Raw genomic sequence first — 16257 nt, forward strand, 5'->3', positions numbered from 1 at the left:
TCGGGATGACCAATGGAACGCGGGCGGGAGCTCGCAAAGACAGGGAGGAATGATTTCATGAATGCCAAATTCAACGCGGCATCGCTCACCCGCCGCTCTTTCATGGCAACGACCATGGCGGGCGGAACGGCGCTTGCGCTTTCCGGCCGCAGGGCCTTGGCTGAGAGCAGCGATACGCTGAAGGTCGGCTTCATCAGCCCGCGCACCGGCCCTCTCGGCGGCTTCGGCGAGACGGATGGTTATGTGCTGGATCTTGCGCGCAAGGCGCTGGCGGGCGGCCTGCAGGCAGGCGGCAAGACCTGGAAGGTGGAGATCCTCGATCAGGACACCCAGTCTGATCCCTCGCGTGCTGGCCAGTTGGCGAAAGACCTGATCAACAACCAGGCGATCGACCTGATGCTCGCCGTCTCGACGCCCGAGACGATCAATCCTGTGGCTGACGCCTGTGAGGCATCGGGCATTCCATGTCTTTCGACCGTCATGCCCTGGGAAGCCTGGTACTTCGGCCGCGGCGCCAAGCCCGGTGCGCCCTCGCCGTTCAAGTGGACCTATCATTTCGGCTTCGGAGTCGAAGAATTCCACAAGGCCTATGTTTCGCAGTGGAACCTGATCGAGACCAACAAGAAAGTCGGCGTCATGTACCCCAACGATGCCGACGGCAATGCGATCCGCGCCCATCTGGCGCCGGCGCTCGCCAAGGCCGGCTTCAGCATCGTCGATCCCGGCGCCTATGAAACCGGCACCACGGACTTTTCGGCGCAGATCGCTCTCTTCCGTCAGGAGGGCGTGGAGATCTTCAACTCCTTCCCGATTCCGCCCGACTTCGCCGCCTTCTGGCGTCAGGCCGCACAGCAGGGCCTGACCCAGCAGATCAAGATCTGCCAGGTCGCCAAGACCGGCCTCTTTCCGTCGGACATCGAAGCGCTCGGCGACCTCGGCATGAACATCGCCAGCGCCGCCTACTGGCACAAGGCTTTCCCCTACAAATCGACGCTGACCGGCATCTCCGGAACCGAGCTCGCCGACGGCTATGAAACAGCAAGCGGCAAGCAGTGGACGCAGCAACTCGGCGCCAGCCTTGCACTGCTCGACGCCGGCTTCGATGCGCTGAAGGCAAGCACCGACGTCAAGAGCAAGGAGGCAGTGGCCAAGGCGATAGCGACGCTGAAGACCACCACGATTGCCGGCAAGGTCGACTTCACCAGCGGTCCGGTCGCCAACGTCTCTCCCGGTCCGATCATCGGAACGCAATGGGTGAAAGCGTCGGGAGGCTCGAAGTTCGCGCTCGACTACGTCGTTACCGAAAACGCCACCGACCCCAATGTCCCAGTCGGCGCCAAGCTCATCGCTTACAACGGATAATCTAAAGTGCGGCAGGAAGCTCAAAGACGGCCGGGGGGAGCCTCTCTCTCGGCCAGGGGAATAGGCAAGCGGTTCGGCGCCCTGGTCGTGCTGGAGAATCTCAATTTCTCCATGGCCGGTGGCGAGGCGGTTGGCATCGTGGGGCCAAACGGCGCAGGCAAGACGACGCTGCTCAGCGTGCTCGCCGGCGCTTTCCCTCCAAGTCAGGGCACCATCACCTTCGATGGTGCTGACGTCACCAACCGCACGGCGGCGGAGCGCTGCCATTCCGGCCTCGTGCGGACGCATCAGATTCCGAAACCCTTCAGCGGCATGACCACCTTCGAAAACGTCTTCGTCGCCGCATCGCACGGCAATGCGACGAGCCGCAACGAAGCCTATGACAGGGTGGTGGATTCACTCTCGCTCTGCGGCATGCTGGGGGTATCCAACCGCCCGGCCGACACGCTCGGTCTCCTCGATCGCAAACGTCTGGAGCTTGCTCGTGCGCTTGCAACGCAGCCGAGACTGCTGCTGCTCGATGAGATCGGCGGCGGCCTGACCGATGGTGAGGCGAGCGAGCTCGTCGAAACCATTCTGGAATTGCGCCGCCGCGGCATCGGTATCGTATGGATCGAGCATATCGTGCATATTCTCTTACAGGTTGCGGAACGGCTGATCTGCATGGATGCCGGCAGGATCATCGCCGATGGAGAGCCGAGAACGGTCATGAGCAATACGGAGGTGGTCAAGGCCTATCTCGGAGGGACACCCGCATGAGCCTCCTTTCCATCCAGAACCTCGACGTCCGTCACGGCCTACTGCAGGCAGTGCGCGGGGTCAGTTTCGATATCGCGAGAGGCGAGGTGCTGGCGCTGGTCGGTGCGAACGGCGCGGGCAAGACGACGCTGCTCAGATCGATCGCCGGCGCCCACCCCCCATCTTCCGGCCGCGTCCTTCTTGGCGATGAAGATTTGGCTGCGGTCCCCTCACACAAGCGGATCGCCAAGGGCATCGCCCTGGTGCCGGAAGGCCGGCGGTTGTTTTCGCAGATGACGGTCGAAGAGAACCTGCTTCTCGGAAAGAGCTGCGGGCGCAAGGGCGAATGGAGCATCGATCGCGTTCTCGAAGCCTTCCCCAACCTGAAACCCCGCCGACATGCCAAGACGGGGCACCTGTCGGGCGGGGAACAGCAGGCGACCGCGATCGGTCGGGCGCTGATGAGCAATCCCGACATTCTTCTTTTGGACGAGGTCTCGCTTGGGCTTTCGCCTCTGGTTGTCGATCGCGTCTACGCCCAGCTGCGGGCGTTGCTGACGTCTGGAACGACCATTGTGCTGGTCGAGCAGGACCTCGCCCGCGCCATGAGCGTGGCAAGCCGTGTCATCTGCATGCTGGAAGGACGTGTCGTCCTCGACAGCCCAGCAGCGAGCGTCACCCGCGACGAAGTCACCAAAGCCTATTTCGGATTGCACCGGGCAACCAGCGAAAGGAGCGCATCGTGATCAACACGCTGATCCAGGGCATCCTGCTCGGCGGTTATTATGCCGTCATCGCCTGCGGGTTGTCATTCATGTTCTCCGTCATGCGGATTATCAATCTCGCCCATGGCAGCCTTGCGGTTGCCGCCGCTTACGGGCTCTGGCTGCTCGCCGCCAAAGCCGGCATTCCGCTTTTTGCCGGCCTGCTGATCGTGCTGCCTGTGATGGCGGTGGTTGGCTGGCTGCTGCAGCGCCTCGTCTTAGAACGCAGCGCCCGCGGCGGCATGCTGCTGCCGATCCTGACGACCTTCGGCCTGTCGATCGTCATCGACAACCTGCTGTTCGAGCAGTTCGGCGCCGACACTCGCTCGCTCGCGCCCTTCATCGGCAACCTCTCCTATGCATCTTGGCAGCTGCCGGGCCACATCTTCGTCGGCAAGCTTGCCGTCCTGATGATGGCGACGGCGATCGTCATTCTCGGCGCGCTGCAAGTCTTCCTTGGCCGCTTTGCGCTTGGCCGCGCCATCCGCGCCACTGCGGAAGATCCTGATACAGCAGGACTGGTCGGCATCGATGCACGTAGGGTGAATGCTGTCGCTACCGCCATCACGATGGTCACGGTCGGGATCGCCGGTGCCTTTCTGGGGATGCGGGCGACCTTCGGCCCCTATGCGGGCGGCCCGCAGCTTCTGTTTGCCTTCGAGACCGCGGTCATCGGCGGAGCGGGGTCGCTCTGGGGCACGCTTGCCGGCGGAATCGTTCTCGGCCTTGCCCAGTCGCTGGGTGCGCAATTGCATCCGCAGGGCTTCCTGATCGGCGGCCATGCAGTGTTCCTGCTGGTTCTCTTCGTCAGGCTGTCCGGATTGGGCATGCCGGTTCTCGACAAACTTGGCGCATCTCTCAAATTCCGCGCCCGTCTCCGGAGCCCGACATGACCTCCAACACGACCATTGCCTCCAACGGAATATCGATCGAACGCTGGACAAAATCGTCGCGAGCGGCGCTTGCCTGCATAGCGGCGGTGCTTGCCCTACTGATCTTTGCGCCCGCGGTGCTCGGCGCCGGGGCGATCGACAGGCTGACGGCCCTGTTCATCTATGTGATCCTTGCCGCCATGTGGAATGCGCTCGCCGGTTTCGGCGGGCTGGTCTCAGTCGGTCAGCAGGTATTCTTCGGGCTCGGCGCCTATTTCACCATACGCCTGGCGGATGCGGGACTCGATCCCTTCGTCTCGGTCTTTGCGGCCGCGATCTTAACTGGCGCCCTGTCGATCCCGCTTTCGCTGTTCATGCTGCGCCTGAAAGGCGGCGAGTTCGCGATCGGCATGTGGGTTATCGCCGAACTTGCCCATCTGCTCGTCAACCTCGACCGGCTGATCCAAGGGGAAACGGGAACATCGCTGATTTCGCTCAATGTCTATGACAGCGGCACGCGGCGGGCGACGATTTACTGGCTCGCATTGACGTCGATGGCGACCCTGCTCGGCGCTCTCTTCATGCTGATGCGCAGCCGCGCGGGTGCGGCGATGCAGGCAATCCGCGACAATGAGGAAGCGGCAAGCTCGCTCGGCGTGCGCGTGATCGCGACGAAGAGGCTGCTCTTCGTGCTCGCCGCTTTCGGCATTGCCGTCGCCGGCGGCCTGTGGCTGGCAACCGCTACGACCTTTCAGCCGAAGACCTATTTCAGCGTCCAGTGGACGGCCTACATGATCTTCATGGTGCTGGTCGGCGGGATCGGAAAGTTCGAAGGTGCGATTCTCGGCGCCATCCTGTTCTTCGTGATCGAGACTTTCTTCGGCTCGGCCGGGGTCTGGTATCTGATCGGACTTGGCGCAACCGCGCTGATTTTCTCGCTCTACCTGCCACGCGGCCTATGGGGTGAAATCGAGCGCCGCTACGACTTTCAGCTTCTGCCCGTCGGTTACCGGCTGAAATTGCCCGGTTCGACAGAAGTCAAATGGAAAGAATGAAAAGCCTCGCCTCCTGGTTTCTTGCGAAGGATGAAATCAATGCTTTTTGGTAAGACGATCCTGGTGACCGGCGTGGCCTCCGGTATAGGCGCACGCACGGCGGAACTGGCCGGCCAGATGGGCGCCGAAGTCATCGGCGTCGACGTGCGCGAACCGGCCAATGGAAGTACCGGCTTCATCAAAGGCGATCTATCCACGCCATCAGGCGTTGCCGAGATCGTTGCGCAGCTTCCAATGCGCCTCGACGCGCTCGCAAATGTCGCCGGCCTTTCCGGCAGCACCGGTGTCGTTTCGACGCTCGCCGTCAATTTCTACGGCCTGCGAGCCCTGTCGGAAGCCGCGGCGCCGCGCTTGCGCGAAGGCGGGGCCATCGTCAATGTCGCCTCGATCGCCGGCTACGGCTGGCGCGGCAATCTCGAACGAGCCAAGTCGCTGACGTCGATCGAAGGTTTTCCTGATGTGACGGCTGTTGCCGCAGAACACGGTCTCAAGGCCGAGCAAGGCTACCCGCTCTCCAAGGAACTGCTGCTGCTCTGGACCATGCGCGCGGCCCATCAGCCACTGTTCAAGAATCGCGGCATCCGCGTCAATGCAGTGAGCCCCGGGCCGGTGGAAACACCGATCCTCAACCAGTTTCGCGCCGTCCTCGGCGATGCCAAGGTCGACAGTGACATCACCCGTGTCGGCCGTGCCGGTACCGCCGCCGACATCGCGCCCGCCGTCCTCTTTCTCTGCTCTGACGGCGCACGCTGGATCAACGGCGCCAATCTCGCAGCCGACGGCGGACTTGAAGCCTCCATCAACGCCGAAGTGCTCGGCTTCTAGTTCTTTATCAGGAGACCCACGATGAATATTTCCCTCCTCATCAACGGCGCGGATCGCGCGGCTTCAGGCGGCCGGACCTATGATCGCCTCGATCCATTCACCGAAAAGCTCGCGAGTCGCGCCGCCGCGGCGAGCTTGGATGACGTTGCTGCGGCCGTCGATGCTGCCTCTGCCGCATTCCGCACATGGTCGAAGACCGGTCCTAGCCAGCGTCGCGCCATCCTCATGAAGGCTGCCGATATCATGGATTCCAAGGCAGGCGAGTTCACTCGGCTGATGATCGAGGAAACGGGCGCGACTGCGCCCTGGGCCGGCTTCAATGTCATGCTTGCCGCCAATATTCTGCGCGAGGCCGGCGCTATGACGACGCAGATATCGGGTGAAATCATTCCTTCCGACAAGCCGGGCACGCTCGCCATGGGCGTGCGCCAGCCGGCCGGCGTATGCCTCGCCATCGCCCCCTGGAATGCCCCAGTCATCCTCGCGACCCGCGCCATCGCCATGCCGATCGCCTGCGGCAATAGCGTCATTCTCAAGGCATCCGAACAATGCCCGGGCACGCACCGGCTGATCGCCACGGCTCTCACCGAAGCGGGCCTGCCCGCCGGCGTCATCAATGTCATCACCAACGCGCCCGAGGATGCGGCTGAGATCGTCGCCGCGCTGATTGCCCACCCAGCCGTCAAGCGCGTCAACTTTACCGGCTCGACCAAGGTCGGCAGGATCATCGCCGAGACCTGCGGCAAATATCTGAAACCGGCCCTTCTCGAACTCGGCGGCAAGGCGCCGCTCGTCATTCTCGACGACGCCGATATCGACGGTGCCGTCGATGCGGCCATTTTCGGCGCCTTCATGCATCAGGGCCAGATCTGCATGTCGACGGAACGGATCATCGTCGACGCGACGATTGCCGATGAATTCGTCGTCAAACTGGCCGCCCGCGCCGCCGGCCTGCCGGCAGGCGATCCACGCGGCCAAGTCGTGCTGGGCTCATTAATAAGCCTCGACGCGGCGAAGAAAATGGAGGAGCTGATCGCCGATGCGACGGCCAAGGGCGCCACAGTCGTGGCCGGCGGCAAGCGCTCCGGCACAGTTGTCGAGGCGACCCTGCTTGATCACGTAACACCTGGGATGCGCGTCTATTCGGAAGAATCTTTCGGTCCGGTGAAGCCAATCATCCGCGTCGCCGGCGAGGAGGAAGCAATCCACGTCGCCAACGACACCGAATACGGCCTGTCGTCGGCCGTCTTCAGCCGCGACGTCAAACGCGCCATGGCGGTTGCGGCGCGGATCGAATCCGGCATCTGCCACATCAACGGACCTACATTGCACGACGAGGCGCAAATGCCTTTCGGCGGCGTCAAAGGCAGCGGCTACGGCCGCTTCGGCGGCAAGGCAGCGATTGCCGAATTCACCGACCTGCGCTGGATCACAGTGGAGGATTCCGCTCAGCACTATCCGTTCTAAGGAGCCTTGGCAGTGTCGGTGGTCGTTCATCGAAGCCGCTTTTGCCTCATCGACCGCGGTTTGAGAGATTCCGGGGCGGTTAATGTTGCCGCCAGTCTTATCGCCATCGGCGCCTGCAATTCTCATGGCGCAGTGAGATCGGGCAGAAAGAACGTTCGATTGCATCGTCGCCATGGAGAGGACGAAAACCGGCGGGCGCTGTGGCCGCTTCGTCAGCGGATCGACATCATCGTCTTAAACGAAATCGCTCCCAACGCGCTGACATGGCGCGGCGATAGCCGCACTGAGCAGCCACCAGCGGTCCATGGTGGCTGCGAAGTCCGCTCCCGTGAAGGCAGCGAGAAAGCGTTCGCCTTCACGATGCGTGCAGTCGCGCGATCGATGTCGGTATCGGCGGTCATCGCATCAGCTACTTAAGAGTAAGCCGCCTCGTGAAAGTCGATTTCAAGACGTTGCACCTGACCAAATATGGCGCTCAACCGCTTCCGCTCGGCAGGATCCGTCGTCTCGCCAGCCTCGTCCAGCACCGCCTTCAACCAGCGCGCCTGCGCTTCGAACTCCGGTTCGGCATGAAGCTTGACCCATTCCTTGAGAAGCGGATCGCTGATATCAGTCCGCTCGGCCTCGGTCGACCAGGTCCAGTACATCCATTCGGCGGCAAACATCGCGGCAATCGTGTCGAGAAAGCCACCGTCACGGGCAATTGCCAGCATTCCCTCGCGGAAGGAAGCGACATCGGCCCGGCCGGTATCATAGTGGGCGGGATCGATGGCGCGGGCTGCGAAGGTCTTCTCGAAATAGGCGATCTGCTGGTTTGCAAGCGCATCAAGGACGCCGATCAGCCAACGTTTCTCTTCGATGGTCCCGGCCTTTGCCGTGGCGTAGGAGAAGATCGCAATCGCCGTTTCAACGAAGGCACCCTCGAAGACAAGATATCGTTCGAAGGCCTCCTTCGGGAGGCGGTCAGCCTTGATGTCTTCGACGAAGCGGTGATGCACCATGGCTTCGAAGACGTCGCGGTTTTCGTCGAGCATCTGTTGTGAGAGGGTGGCGCCCATAGTCGTCACGCCTCCAAGCCGGGTTTTGCGGCTTCGACGAAGGCTGCGACGCGAGCCGGCTCGACAGGGTTCCACCAGACGCCGCCTTCCTTGAGCGACGAGGCGACGATGACGCCGTTCGTGCGCTTGAGAATTTCGACGATATTATCCTTGGTCACGCCCGAGCCGACGAGCAATGGAAGATGGGTCGCAGCACCGATTTCCTCGATCTCATCCATTGTCGCGCTGTTGCCCGTTCGCTGGCCGGTGGCGATCACCGCATCGGCATCGAAAAAGGCCAGATCGCGGGTCAATTCGTCGATCGACCGGTCGGCGGTGATGGCGTGCGCCCCATGCTTGACATGGCTGTCGGCGAACACCTTGATGTGTTCGGCGCGCAGAGCCGAGCGATAGCGCATGGCCTCGGCTGCACGGCCTTCCATGAAGCCTTCATTGGCGACATAGGCGTTGGCCCATTGGTTGACACGGATAAAGCGCGCACCACCGGCTGCCGCGATCGCGAAAGCGGGGATCGGCGCATTGGCAAGCACATTGATGCCGAGCGGTACGCCGACGGCACGAGAGATGCGGTCCGTAACAACCGACATGAAGGCTGCGGTCTCGTGGCCAATATCCTCCGGCTTGGAAAAGGGGATGTCGCCATGATTTTCGACGATCAAACCGTGGATGCCGCCTTTGACAAGCGCCTCCGCGTCGCGCATGCAGGTGTCATAGATCGCATCCATTGCCGCGCTGCGGTAGCGTGGAGCACCCGGGAAAGGCGGGCAATGGATCATGCCGATCAGCGCCTTGTCAGTGCCGAATATTTCCCGTATGGCGCTTGTGGCCTTATCCGATATTTGCTGCATTTTCTTTCCTCTCTGAAAGCCAGCCATGCGTGCCTATGTCATCGGTAACGTCGCAGTCGACGAAACCATTTCCGTAATGTCCATGCCCGAAGCCGGCGCCTCGATCCTCGGTCGGGAGGAAACCCGTGACCTTGGCGGCAAGGGTGCCAATCAGGCCGTCGTGATGGGCCGCACAGGCCTTCCCACGACGCTTGTCACGGCCGTCGGCGAGGATTTTCGCGCCCAGACGATCCGCGACCAGCTCGCTGGTGAAGCGCTGGACGCCCGGTTGCTGGGCAGTCCTCATCGCTCGAGCGATTTCTCCATCATCTTCACGACGCCCGACGGCGAAAACGCCATCGTCACGACGACGGAATCGGCCGAGGCCTTGACCCTGTCCGAGGCGCTTGCCCCGCTCAAGGATGCAGCCAGCGGCGACCTCGTCGTACTGCAGGGCAACCTCAGCGAAAACGTGACCCGCGGCATTCTCGCCGAGGCCAGATCCCGCGGCCTCAAAACTGCATTCAATCCCTCACCGCTCCGCCCCTATTTTGCGGAGCTCTGGCCGCTTATCGACATCGCCTTTCTCAACAGGGGCGAGGCTGAAAACCTGACCGGATCGTCCGGCGAGGCCGCGATCGAGCGCCTCGCCGAAGCCGGAGTGGCGCAGACCGTCCTGACGCTTGGCGGCAGCGGAGCTATCCTTGCAAGCGGACATCAGGTGCTTGCAACCGTTCCCGCCCGCGTAACAGAGGTCGTCGACACGACCGGCGCCGGCGACACGTTCATGGCCGTGGCACTTGCCTCGGCGGCGCTCCGCTCCATCGCACTCGACGCCAGAGCCATCCATCACGCAACTGCGGCTGCGGCCATTACGGTCAGCCGCCGCGGGACACGTTCGGCCTTCCCGACCCGGTTAGAACTAGCCGGCATCCTTGCCGGCGAGTAATGGGCTATTTTGCTCCCGTCAGCCAGCCGAGGATGTTTTTCCAAAGACGCCCGTAACCTTCCCATTCGCAGAAGGCAGGCGAAAGCCAGTGCGGACCGATATCGGACGTCCATGCGGCAGTCTTGCCCTTGCCGAAGCGCCCGGTCACCAGAAGCGGATGACCGCCCTCTTCGTCAGGCAGACGGGCGATGACTTCCACATCGTCACGCTCGCGCACTTCCACCTCGTTGACGCCGAGAAGAACCGGCCATTGACCAGACAGGCCGGCGACGGTCTCATGGCCGGGCTTGACGAGGACTGGCGTCGTACCCTCGGGGATTTCGACACGGTCGTCATAGGGCAGGCAGGTGACAGGTAGAACATCCTCCACCGGTGTGCGGCGCCAGCGCGCCTTGCCGTCGATGCCCTGGAACGAGAAATAACCGCCGACCATCAGCAGGCCACCACCCTTTTCAACCCAGGCCCTGATGAGTTTCAGCCGGTTCGGAACGGTCTTGGAATGTAGCCAGACCGCCGGGGGAAGCAACAGAGAGTTGGCGCCGATATCGGAGAGGATGATCGCGTCAAAGGCGTCAAGCCCTGCCATATCGAAGGGGAATTTTTCGACCGCTTCATGGGCCGGCATGTAGGTGAGCTCGAACGCGCTGCCCTCGAGTGCCGCAACGAGCGGCTCGGCGCCGAGATGGAAGGTGACGCTGCCGAACTGATCGAAACCCTTGTAATGCGTGGCGGAACTGACCCAGCTTTCGCCGACGAGAAGAACCTTCTTTGTCATGATGTTTCCATTTCTTTTTATGTTTGTACTCAAGGGTTTTCCTGAAAAACTGACCTTGGATTGGTGCGCATGAAAATGTCGAGCGTCGCATCATCGAGACCGTGACGCTTCAGGCGAGGCAGAAAGTGGCGCAGGATATAGGCGTAGCCGTTGCCCCCATAATGCTTGAGCATCATCTTCAGGAAGACGTCATGGGAGAGCAGGAGGCGATCGGCATATCCCCTCTCCACGAGCTTGACGAGCGCGCGCGCCGCCTCCTCGTCGCTCGGGCATTGCACCTGCTGATCGGCATAAAAGAAGTCCATGCCGATCATGTCATATTCGAGAAACGCGCCGCGGGCGGCCAATTCCGACTGATAGGTGAGATCGTCATGTGACGGGTTCATGTGGCAAAGCACAGTGTGTCGCAGTTCCGCGCCTTCGGAACCCACGATATCGAGTACCTTGTGGCCCAGCCTAAACCAGCCCGGAAGATGGACCATCAGTGGCAGGCCGGTGCGTACCTGAGCCTGTGCCGCACCCCGCAGCGATTTTTCTTCGGCGGCGGTGAAATCAGAGGATACGCCGATTTCGCCGATCAGGCCGATCTTCACGTCGGTACCATCAGCTCCAACCGTCGCTTCGAAGACTATCTCGTTGGCGATCTCGGAGACGGACATGCCGGCAACCTTGGCCGGATGCGAGGAGTCGAGATAGAAGCCGGCGCCCATGACGATGTTTAGTCCTGTCGCTCCGGAAATCCGCCGCAAGGCGAGAGGATCGCGACCAATGCCCTGACACGTGGGCTCGATGACCGTACGGCCGCCGAGACCGGCAAAGTCCCCGAGTTCGGCGACGGCAAGATTCTCGTCGTCGAGCGTGATATTGTGCTTGTTGACGAAGGGGTCCTGCCTCAGTTCGCCGAGAATCTCCATGCAGACAAACCCATCGGCAAGATATTGCCGCTCAGGCGTCTTCGGCGCATGCCACCAGCAGCGGCAATCGTTGAGGATATGTTCGTGCATCAGCGTGATGCCGATCTCCGCCGCTGAAACCGGCCCGGAGACCGTCATCACATTGCCGGATCGCACGTGACCCTGCGAAAGCTCACTCGCCGCCATCAACTCTTCCTCCTGCCTGCCAAGCGGAAGTTGGTGGTGAAGATCCGGGTGTTCAGCCAGATGGCGACAAGGATGATCGCGCCGGTGACGATCTGGGTGAAGAAGGGCGAGATATGCATCAGGATCAGCCCGTTGCCGATGACCGCAATGGTCATCGTCCCAAGGACAGTGCCGATCATCGTGCCGCGCCCACCCATCAGCGAGGTGCCGCCGAGTACGACCGCGGCGATGACCTGCAGTTCAAAGCCGACGGCGGCGTTCGACGAACCGGAACCGAGGCGAGCCGCGATCAAAAGACCGGAGAGTGCAGACGCGACGCCTGATACGAGGTAGACCGAGGCGACGATCCATTTGGCCGGCATGCCGACGCGGCGCGCTGCTTCCATGTTGGATCCTACCGCCACGATCTGCCGTCCGTACTTGGTGACCGCCATGATGACGTAGCCTGCGATCGCGACCAGGATCGCAATGAGTGCCGGGACAGGAAATCCCGCCAGTTCGCCGCGCCCCATGTAGAAGAAACCGGGTTCGTTGTTGATCGGAATGGAATAGCCCTGCGTCAGGTAGAGGGCCACGCCACGCAGGATGGAGAGCCCGGCGAGGGTGACGATGAAGGCTGGGATGTTCTGATAGGCAATGAACCAGCCCTGAAGCAGACCGACGATGCCGCCGAAGGCGAGCATGCCGATCGAGACGATGGGCCAGGGTATGCCTGTCGCCAGTGTAATGGCGGCAACGGCGTTGATCAGGGCCAGCATCGAACCGACCGACAGATCGATCCCGCCGGTGACGATGACGAGGGTCATGGCGATGGCGACAACGAGGATGGGAGCTGCCTGGCGCACGATGTTCAGGATGTTGCCGGCCGTCATGAAGGTTGAGGTCGTCAGCGAAAAGAAGACGAGGCACGCGAGAAAGAAAAAGGCGATCGACAAAACCTGGGCGTTCTCACCCAGAAAGTCGGCCATCGGCGAGCCCTTGGCGCGTTCGGTGTAGACGGTCAATGCCTTTCTCCCCCGACGATGAGCTTGACGAGATCTTCGAGATTGGTTTTGCCGATGTCCCGTTCGGCAACCTTGGTACCTTCATACATGACCGCAATCCTGTCGCAGACGCGGAATAAATCCTGCAGGCGATGAGTGATGAGGACGACGGATACCCCCTTTGCCTTGACGCGGTTGATCAGTGCGAGCACAGCCTCGACCTCGGCGACCGCCAACGCCGATGTCGGCTCGTCCATGATCAGAACCTTGGGCTGGAAGGAAGCCGCACGGGCGATCGCAATCGCCTGGCGCTGGCCGCCAGACAGCTTCTCGACCTTGGCGGAGAGACGCGGAATGCGAATTTCCAACGCATCCAGCATCTTGCGCGCTTCGCTCATCATCTTCTGACGGTCGAGGAACGGACCCCTGGTGAGTTCGCGTCCGAGAAACAGATTGCCGACGACATCGATATGGTCGCAGAGGCTCAAATCCTGGAAGACCATTTCGATATGACGGTTGCGAGCATCCGCAGGCCCGGACAAGTGGACTTCTTCGCCGTTCAGCGAAATCGTCCCTTCATCCGGCAAATAGGTTCCGGAGATGATTTTGGTAAGCGTTGACTTACCAGCCGCGTTGTCACCGACAAGACCAAGGCACTCGCCGGAAAAGAGGTCGAGGTCGACGCCACGCAACGCCTGATGCGAACCGAACGTCTTGCGGATTCCGCGCAGTGAGACAGCAGGTGTCCGGGCGGACGAGCCGGAGGAATACGGGGAGGCTTTCGCCTCCCCGGCCCCGGCATAAGCAGGCCGATTGTCCGTCATCATTTGAAGACGGCCCGGTATGGCTCGACATTTTCCTTCGTCACGATCGTGATCGGAACGGAAATACTCTTTTCGACGCTCTGGCCAGCTGTCAGCTTGGCAAGAGCTTCGACCGCGGCCTTGCCTTCGCCGGCAGGATCCTGCTGGACGACAGCAACGACGTAGCCATCGTCGAGACCTGAAATCGCCTGCGCCGTCAGGTCCCATCCAAAGACCTTGATACTGTCCTGCTTACCCTGGCTCTGGACAGCGGCGATGGCGCCGAGCAGGGCCGGTTCGCCAGTTGCGTAGATCGCCGTCATGTCGGGATTGCCGGTAATCAGGTTCTCGGCTGCGGCAAGTGCATTGTCCTGGATGTTCTGGCCGTCGACGACCCCCGAGGTCTCAATGCCATCGCCCTTGATGGCGTCCTCGAAGCCCTTCTGGCGAACGTTCTGAATATAGGAGTTCAAGGCCCCGACGATACCGACCTTGGCCTTGCCGCCCATGTTCTTCTTCACGTAGTCGAGGAAGTAGGCGCCCATATCCGCGCCGGCTTTGCCGTTATCGACGCCGATCTGCGACTTCTGCGGTCCATCGGGAAGGATTGCATCAATGGCGACAACAGGAATGCCGGCGTCCGAAGCCTGTTTGACCGCCGGCATGATGCCATTCACGTCAATCGCCACAACGATCAGGCCATCGACCTTCTGCTGGATGTAGTTTTCAATGGCACTGTTCTGTGCGGCCGCTTCATTGTTGGCGTTGAAGATGACAAGCTTGTCACCGGAGGCATCGGCCGCCTTCTGCGCGCCTTCGTTGATCTGGTTGAAGAAAAGGGCCTGCTGATTGATCTGCACCAGTGCATAGGTCTTACCCGCAGCCTGGGCGAGTGAGGCTCCAAGCGTTGCACTGGCAAGCGCTGTGAAGGCAAGAGCGGCGGTAAACGCCCGACGTCTGATCTGTTTCATGTTCGCATCCTCTGGTTTTGTTCTCGTTGCTTATTATGGGTCGACGGCGGCGCAACGGAGTTCCGCACGACGATTTCGACTGGCACGAGTTCCTCGGTGGCGAGCGATTTGCTTTCCTGCCAGTTTGTTTCGAGAAGAAGGGATAGGGCACGCCGGCCAATGGCGCGCACCGGCTGTCGGATCGCGGTCACTGGGGGCGCAAAGAGGTGCAGCGGACTGACATCGTCGAAGCCGACGATCGACAGGTCTTCGGGGATCGATATTCCTTTCTCCCTCAGGACTTCGATCATGCCGATGGCGATTTCGTCGGAGCTCGCGAAAATTGCGGTCGCCGGCATACCTTCATCCAGGAAGCGGCGCGCCATGTCCCGCCCGCAGGCGATCGTATATTCGCCACTGTAACGCCTGATCGAGGCATCGTCGCCGAAACGCTCCTGCAGGCCCTTGCGCAATCCGTTGAAGCGCCGTTGCGTGCTGATCATCGCATCGGGGCCGCCGACATAGAGCACGTGGCGATGGCCAAATTCGGCCAGATGACAACCCGCCAGATGGCCACCCTGAAAATTGTCGCAGAATAGCTTGGGAACAGCGGCAAGGGGAACGTCTTCGTCGACGACGATGACCTTGCCGGTCCGGTTGATGAGAGCAGCCAGATCGCCGTTGTCGGGGTGATTGGTGACGAAGACAAGTCCGTCGACGTGGTTATGCTCGATTAGCTTGAGATAAGCGACTTCGCGACCCGTTCTATTCAGCGTGGCATAAAGCGAAACGGCAAGCCCTCTGTCATTGGCCTCCTCTTCGACTGCTGCCACCATGGTGGCGAAGAACGGATTGGCAATATCGGGGACGACAAGGCCGATCGTATCGGAACGACCGCGGCTCAGTCGCCGCGCGTGCGGGTTCGGCTGGTACTTGAGCGATGCGATGGCGCTTTCGATGCGCTGTCTGGTAAGAGCCGGAAGATCCAGTGAACCATTCAGCATGCGCGAGACCGTCGTTACCGAAACGCCGGCGGCTTTGGCAACGTCCTTGAGCCCTGGAGTACGTTCTTGCGCCATTGAGCGAAAGCGCCTCTTGTAAAGCGGTTTAGTAAAGCGGTTTACTTACTCTCCACGGCGAAGGTCAAACTGTCAAGTATTAAGGGCAAACCTTTTGCCGGCCATGCGAAAACCGCGCAGACGCAGGAATCATGCAGGAGGATCTGTAGACGACAAACTCGTTCGACCGGTCGTCTTACTGGTCATCCCCCCGAAGTGCGCAAGGTCATGCCGCACTCAACAGTGTTAAGTTGCGGCAGGGAGTTACTGCCACCCTCATCGGACATCCATAAGGAGGCGCCACGGCCTCATCTGCCCTGGTGCACACGTGACCCGGCACGATTTCAACGAGCGCTGGACTACGCGCCATTCTGAAGTTCGATTGGCCGGACGAAGCTCAGCCATTTCTATCGAGTTCGAACTTAGATAGACGGGGAAACCACGAGGAGCCGTACGGGTGGCCAGCACAAATCGTCGATCCGACAAGATCGGTCGAAAGACAAGGAAGCATATCGGAGCTTTCAGCATGGCCGCGCGGCAGAAGGCAGAAATTCGCGTCACACAATGGCTTGAGAGCAGCCGCAGGAGCGTCAGCGTGAGCAGTCCGGAGAAGACGCGGGACGACTGCCCCCGCGATGGAGTGTTCCGCTTTCGGCCTGGCCCACAGCCTT

The 16257-nt window shown here is 61.2% G+C and carries 17 protein-coding genes; 9 read left to right on the plus strand and 8 right to left on the minus strand.

Features of this window, described 5'->3' with window-relative positions; translation table 11 throughout:
• Window positions 1-57 precede the first annotated feature (57 nt).
• Genes FHX15_RS28440 through FHX15_RS28475 form a run of 8 tightly spaced genes read left to right on the plus strand, consistent with a single transcriptional unit; the run spans window position 58 to window position 7500 of the window.
• Window positions 58-1362, plus strand: a complete 1305-nt coding sequence (locus FHX15_RS28440; protein WP_184401696.1) for an ABC transporter substrate-binding protein — start codon at window positions 58-60, stop codon at window positions 1360-1362.
• A 6-nt stretch (window positions 1363-1368) separates the two neighbouring features.
• A complete protein-coding gene (locus FHX15_RS28445) occupies window positions 1369-2121 on the plus strand; it encodes an ABC transporter ATP-binding protein (RefSeq protein ID WP_184401697.1) in 753 nt (250 codons plus the stop codon).
• A complete protein-coding gene (locus FHX15_RS28450; protein ID WP_184401698.1) occupies window positions 2118-2846 on the plus strand; it encodes an ABC transporter ATP-binding protein in 729 nt (242 codons plus the stop codon). The genes FHX15_RS28445 and FHX15_RS28450 overlap by 4 nt, the downstream gene beginning before the upstream one ends.
• A complete protein-coding gene (locus tag FHX15_RS28455; protein WP_184401699.1) occupies window positions 2843-3757 on the plus strand; it encodes a branched-chain amino acid ABC transporter permease in 915 nt (304 codons plus the stop codon). Before FHX15_RS28450 ends, FHX15_RS28455 begins: the two co-directional genes overlap by 4 nt.
• Complete coding sequence (locus FHX15_RS28460) at window positions 3754-4791, plus strand: branched-chain amino acid ABC transporter permease (RefSeq protein WP_184401700.1); 1038 nt, start codon at window positions 3754-3756, stop codon at window positions 4789-4791. The genes FHX15_RS28455 and FHX15_RS28460 overlap by 4 nt, the downstream gene beginning before the upstream one ends.
• A 39-nt stretch (window positions 4792-4830) precedes the next feature.
• Window positions 4831-5616: a coniferyl-alcohol dehydrogenase gene (locus FHX15_RS28465; protein WP_184401701.1), complete on the plus strand. Its 786-nt coding sequence runs from the start codon at window positions 4831-4833 to the stop codon at window positions 5614-5616.
• Between the two features lie 21 nt (window positions 5617-5637).
• Window positions 5638-7083, plus strand: a complete 1446-nt coding sequence (locus FHX15_RS28470) for an aldehyde dehydrogenase (protein WP_184401702.1) — start codon at window positions 5638-5640, stop codon at window positions 7081-7083.
• Between the two features lie 12 nt (window positions 7084-7095).
• Window positions 7096-7500 carry a hypothetical protein gene (locus FHX15_RS28475; protein ID WP_184401703.1) on the plus strand — a complete coding sequence of 135 codons (405 nt, stop codon included), beginning with the start codon at window positions 7096-7098 and terminating at the stop codon, window positions 7498-7500.
• On the opposite strand, the gene FHX15_RS28480 is transcribed toward FHX15_RS28475, so the two are convergent.
• Together FHX15_RS28480 and FHX15_RS28485 are read right to left on the minus strand one after the other, a co-directional pair.
• The gene (locus FHX15_RS28480; RefSeq protein WP_184401704.1) at window positions 7497-8141 is read right to left on the minus strand and encodes a TenA family protein; all 645 of its coding nucleotides are present in this window, start codon (window positions 8139-8141) and stop codon (window positions 7497-7499) included. The genes FHX15_RS28475 and FHX15_RS28480 overlap by 4 nt on opposite strands.
• Window positions 8142-8146: 5 nt before the next feature.
• On the minus strand, window positions 8147-8989 hold the full coding sequence (locus tag FHX15_RS28485) for a BtpA/SgcQ family protein (RefSeq protein WP_184401705.1): 843 nt from the start codon (window positions 8987-8989) through the stop codon (window positions 8147-8149).
• 25 nt (window positions 8990-9014) lie between these two features.
• On the opposite strand from FHX15_RS28485, the gene FHX15_RS28490 reads away from it, so the two are divergent.
• Window positions 9015-9917: a PfkB family carbohydrate kinase gene (locus tag FHX15_RS28490; RefSeq protein WP_184401706.1), complete on the plus strand. Its 903-nt coding sequence runs from the start codon at window positions 9015-9017 to the stop codon at window positions 9915-9917.
• 4 nt (window positions 9918-9921) lie between these two features.
• Here the strand turns inward: FHX15_RS28490 and FHX15_RS28495 are convergent, their stop codons facing one another.
• The 6 genes from FHX15_RS28495 to FHX15_RS28520 are packed head-to-tail and all read right to left on the minus strand — an operon-like array spanning window position 9922 to window position 15607.
• The gene (locus tag FHX15_RS28495; protein WP_184401707.1) at window positions 9922-10692 is read right to left on the minus strand and encodes a glutamine amidotransferase; all 771 of its coding nucleotides are present in this window, start codon (window positions 10690-10692) and stop codon (window positions 9922-9924) included.
• A 29-nt stretch (window positions 10693-10721) separates the two neighbouring features.
• Window positions 10722-11792: a phosphotriesterase gene (locus FHX15_RS28500; protein ID WP_184401708.1), complete on the minus strand. Its 1071-nt coding sequence runs from the start codon at window positions 11790-11792 to the stop codon at window positions 10722-10724.
• The gene (locus FHX15_RS28505) at window positions 11792-12796 is read right to left on the minus strand and encodes an ABC transporter permease (protein ID WP_184401709.1); all 1005 of its coding nucleotides are present in this window, start codon (window positions 12794-12796) and stop codon (window positions 11792-11794) included. Before FHX15_RS28505 ends, FHX15_RS28500 begins: the two co-directional genes overlap by 1 nt.
• Window positions 12793-13602 (minus strand): ATP-binding cassette domain-containing protein, encoded by an 810-nt coding sequence (locus tag FHX15_RS28510; protein WP_184401710.1) that lies wholly within the window; start codon window positions 13600-13602, stop codon window positions 12793-12795. The genes FHX15_RS28505 and FHX15_RS28510 overlap by 4 nt, the downstream gene beginning before the upstream one ends.
• Complete coding sequence (locus FHX15_RS28515; RefSeq protein WP_184401711.1) at window positions 13599-14549, minus strand: substrate-binding domain-containing protein; 951 nt, start codon at window positions 14547-14549, stop codon at window positions 13599-13601. Before FHX15_RS28515 ends, FHX15_RS28510 begins: the two co-directional genes overlap by 4 nt.
• On the minus strand, window positions 14546-15607 hold the full coding sequence (locus FHX15_RS28520) for a LacI family DNA-binding transcriptional regulator (protein ID WP_184401712.1): 1062 nt from the start codon (window positions 15605-15607) through the stop codon (window positions 14546-14548). Before FHX15_RS28520 ends, FHX15_RS28515 begins: the two co-directional genes overlap by 4 nt.
• Window positions 15608-16257 lie beyond the last annotated feature (650 nt).

The organism is Rhizobium sp. BK650, from assembly GCF_014195325.1.
Classification (GTDB): Bacteria; Pseudomonadota; Alphaproteobacteria; order Rhizobiales; family Rhizobiaceae; genus Rhizobium.

What these genes read in the sequence shown, in the direction of transcription:
- FHX15_RS28440 (WP_184401696.1), top strand. Translation starts at nt 58, where the DNA reads ATGAATGCCAAATTCAACGCGGCATCGCTCACCCGCCGCTCTTTCATG.
- FHX15_RS28450 (WP_184401698.1), top strand. Translation starts at nt 2,118, where the DNA reads ATGAGCCTCCTTTCCATCCAGAACCTCGACGTCCGTCACGGCCTACTG.
- FHX15_RS28460 (WP_184401700.1), top strand. Translation starts at nt 3,754, where the DNA reads ATGACCTCCAACACGACCATTGCCTCCAACGGAATATCGATCGAACGC.
- FHX15_RS28465 (WP_184401701.1), top strand. Translation starts at nt 4,831, where the DNA reads ATGCTTTTTGGTAAGACGATCCTGGTGACCGGCGTGGCCTCCGGTATA.
- FHX15_RS28470 (WP_184401702.1), top strand. Translation starts at nt 5,638, where the DNA reads ATGAATATTTCCCTCCTCATCAACGGCGCGGATCGCGCGGCTTCAGGC.
- FHX15_RS28480 (WP_184401704.1), bottom strand. Translation starts at nt 8,141, where the DNA reads ATGGGCGCCACCCTCTCACAACAGATGCTCGACGAAAACCGCGACGTC.
- FHX15_RS28485 (WP_184401705.1), bottom strand. Translation starts at nt 8,989, where the DNA reads ATGCAGCAAATATCGGATAAGGCCACAAGCGCCATACGGGAAATATTC.
- FHX15_RS28490 (WP_184401706.1), top strand. Translation starts at nt 9,015, where the DNA reads ATGCGTGCCTATGTCATCGGTAACGTCGCAGTCGACGAAACCATTTCC.
- FHX15_RS28495 (WP_184401707.1), bottom strand. Translation starts at nt 10,692, where the DNA reads ATGACAAAGAAGGTTCTTCTCGTCGGCGAAAGCTGGGTCAGTTCCGCC.
- FHX15_RS28500 (WP_184401708.1), bottom strand. Translation starts at nt 11,792, where the DNA reads ATGGCGGCGAGTGAGCTTTCGCAGGGTCACGTGCGATCCGGCAATGTG.
- FHX15_RS28510 (WP_184401710.1), bottom strand. Translation starts at nt 13,602, where the DNA reads ATGATGACGGACAATCGGCCTGCTTATGCCGGGGCCGGGGAGGCGAAA.
- FHX15_RS28515 (WP_184401711.1), bottom strand. Translation starts at nt 14,549, where the DNA reads ATGAAACAGATCAGACGTCGGGCGTTTACCGCCGCTCTTGCCTTCACA.
- FHX15_RS28520 (WP_184401712.1), bottom strand. Translation starts at nt 15,607, where the DNA reads ATGGCGCAAGAACGTACTCCAGGGCTCAAGGACGTTGCCAAAGCCGCC.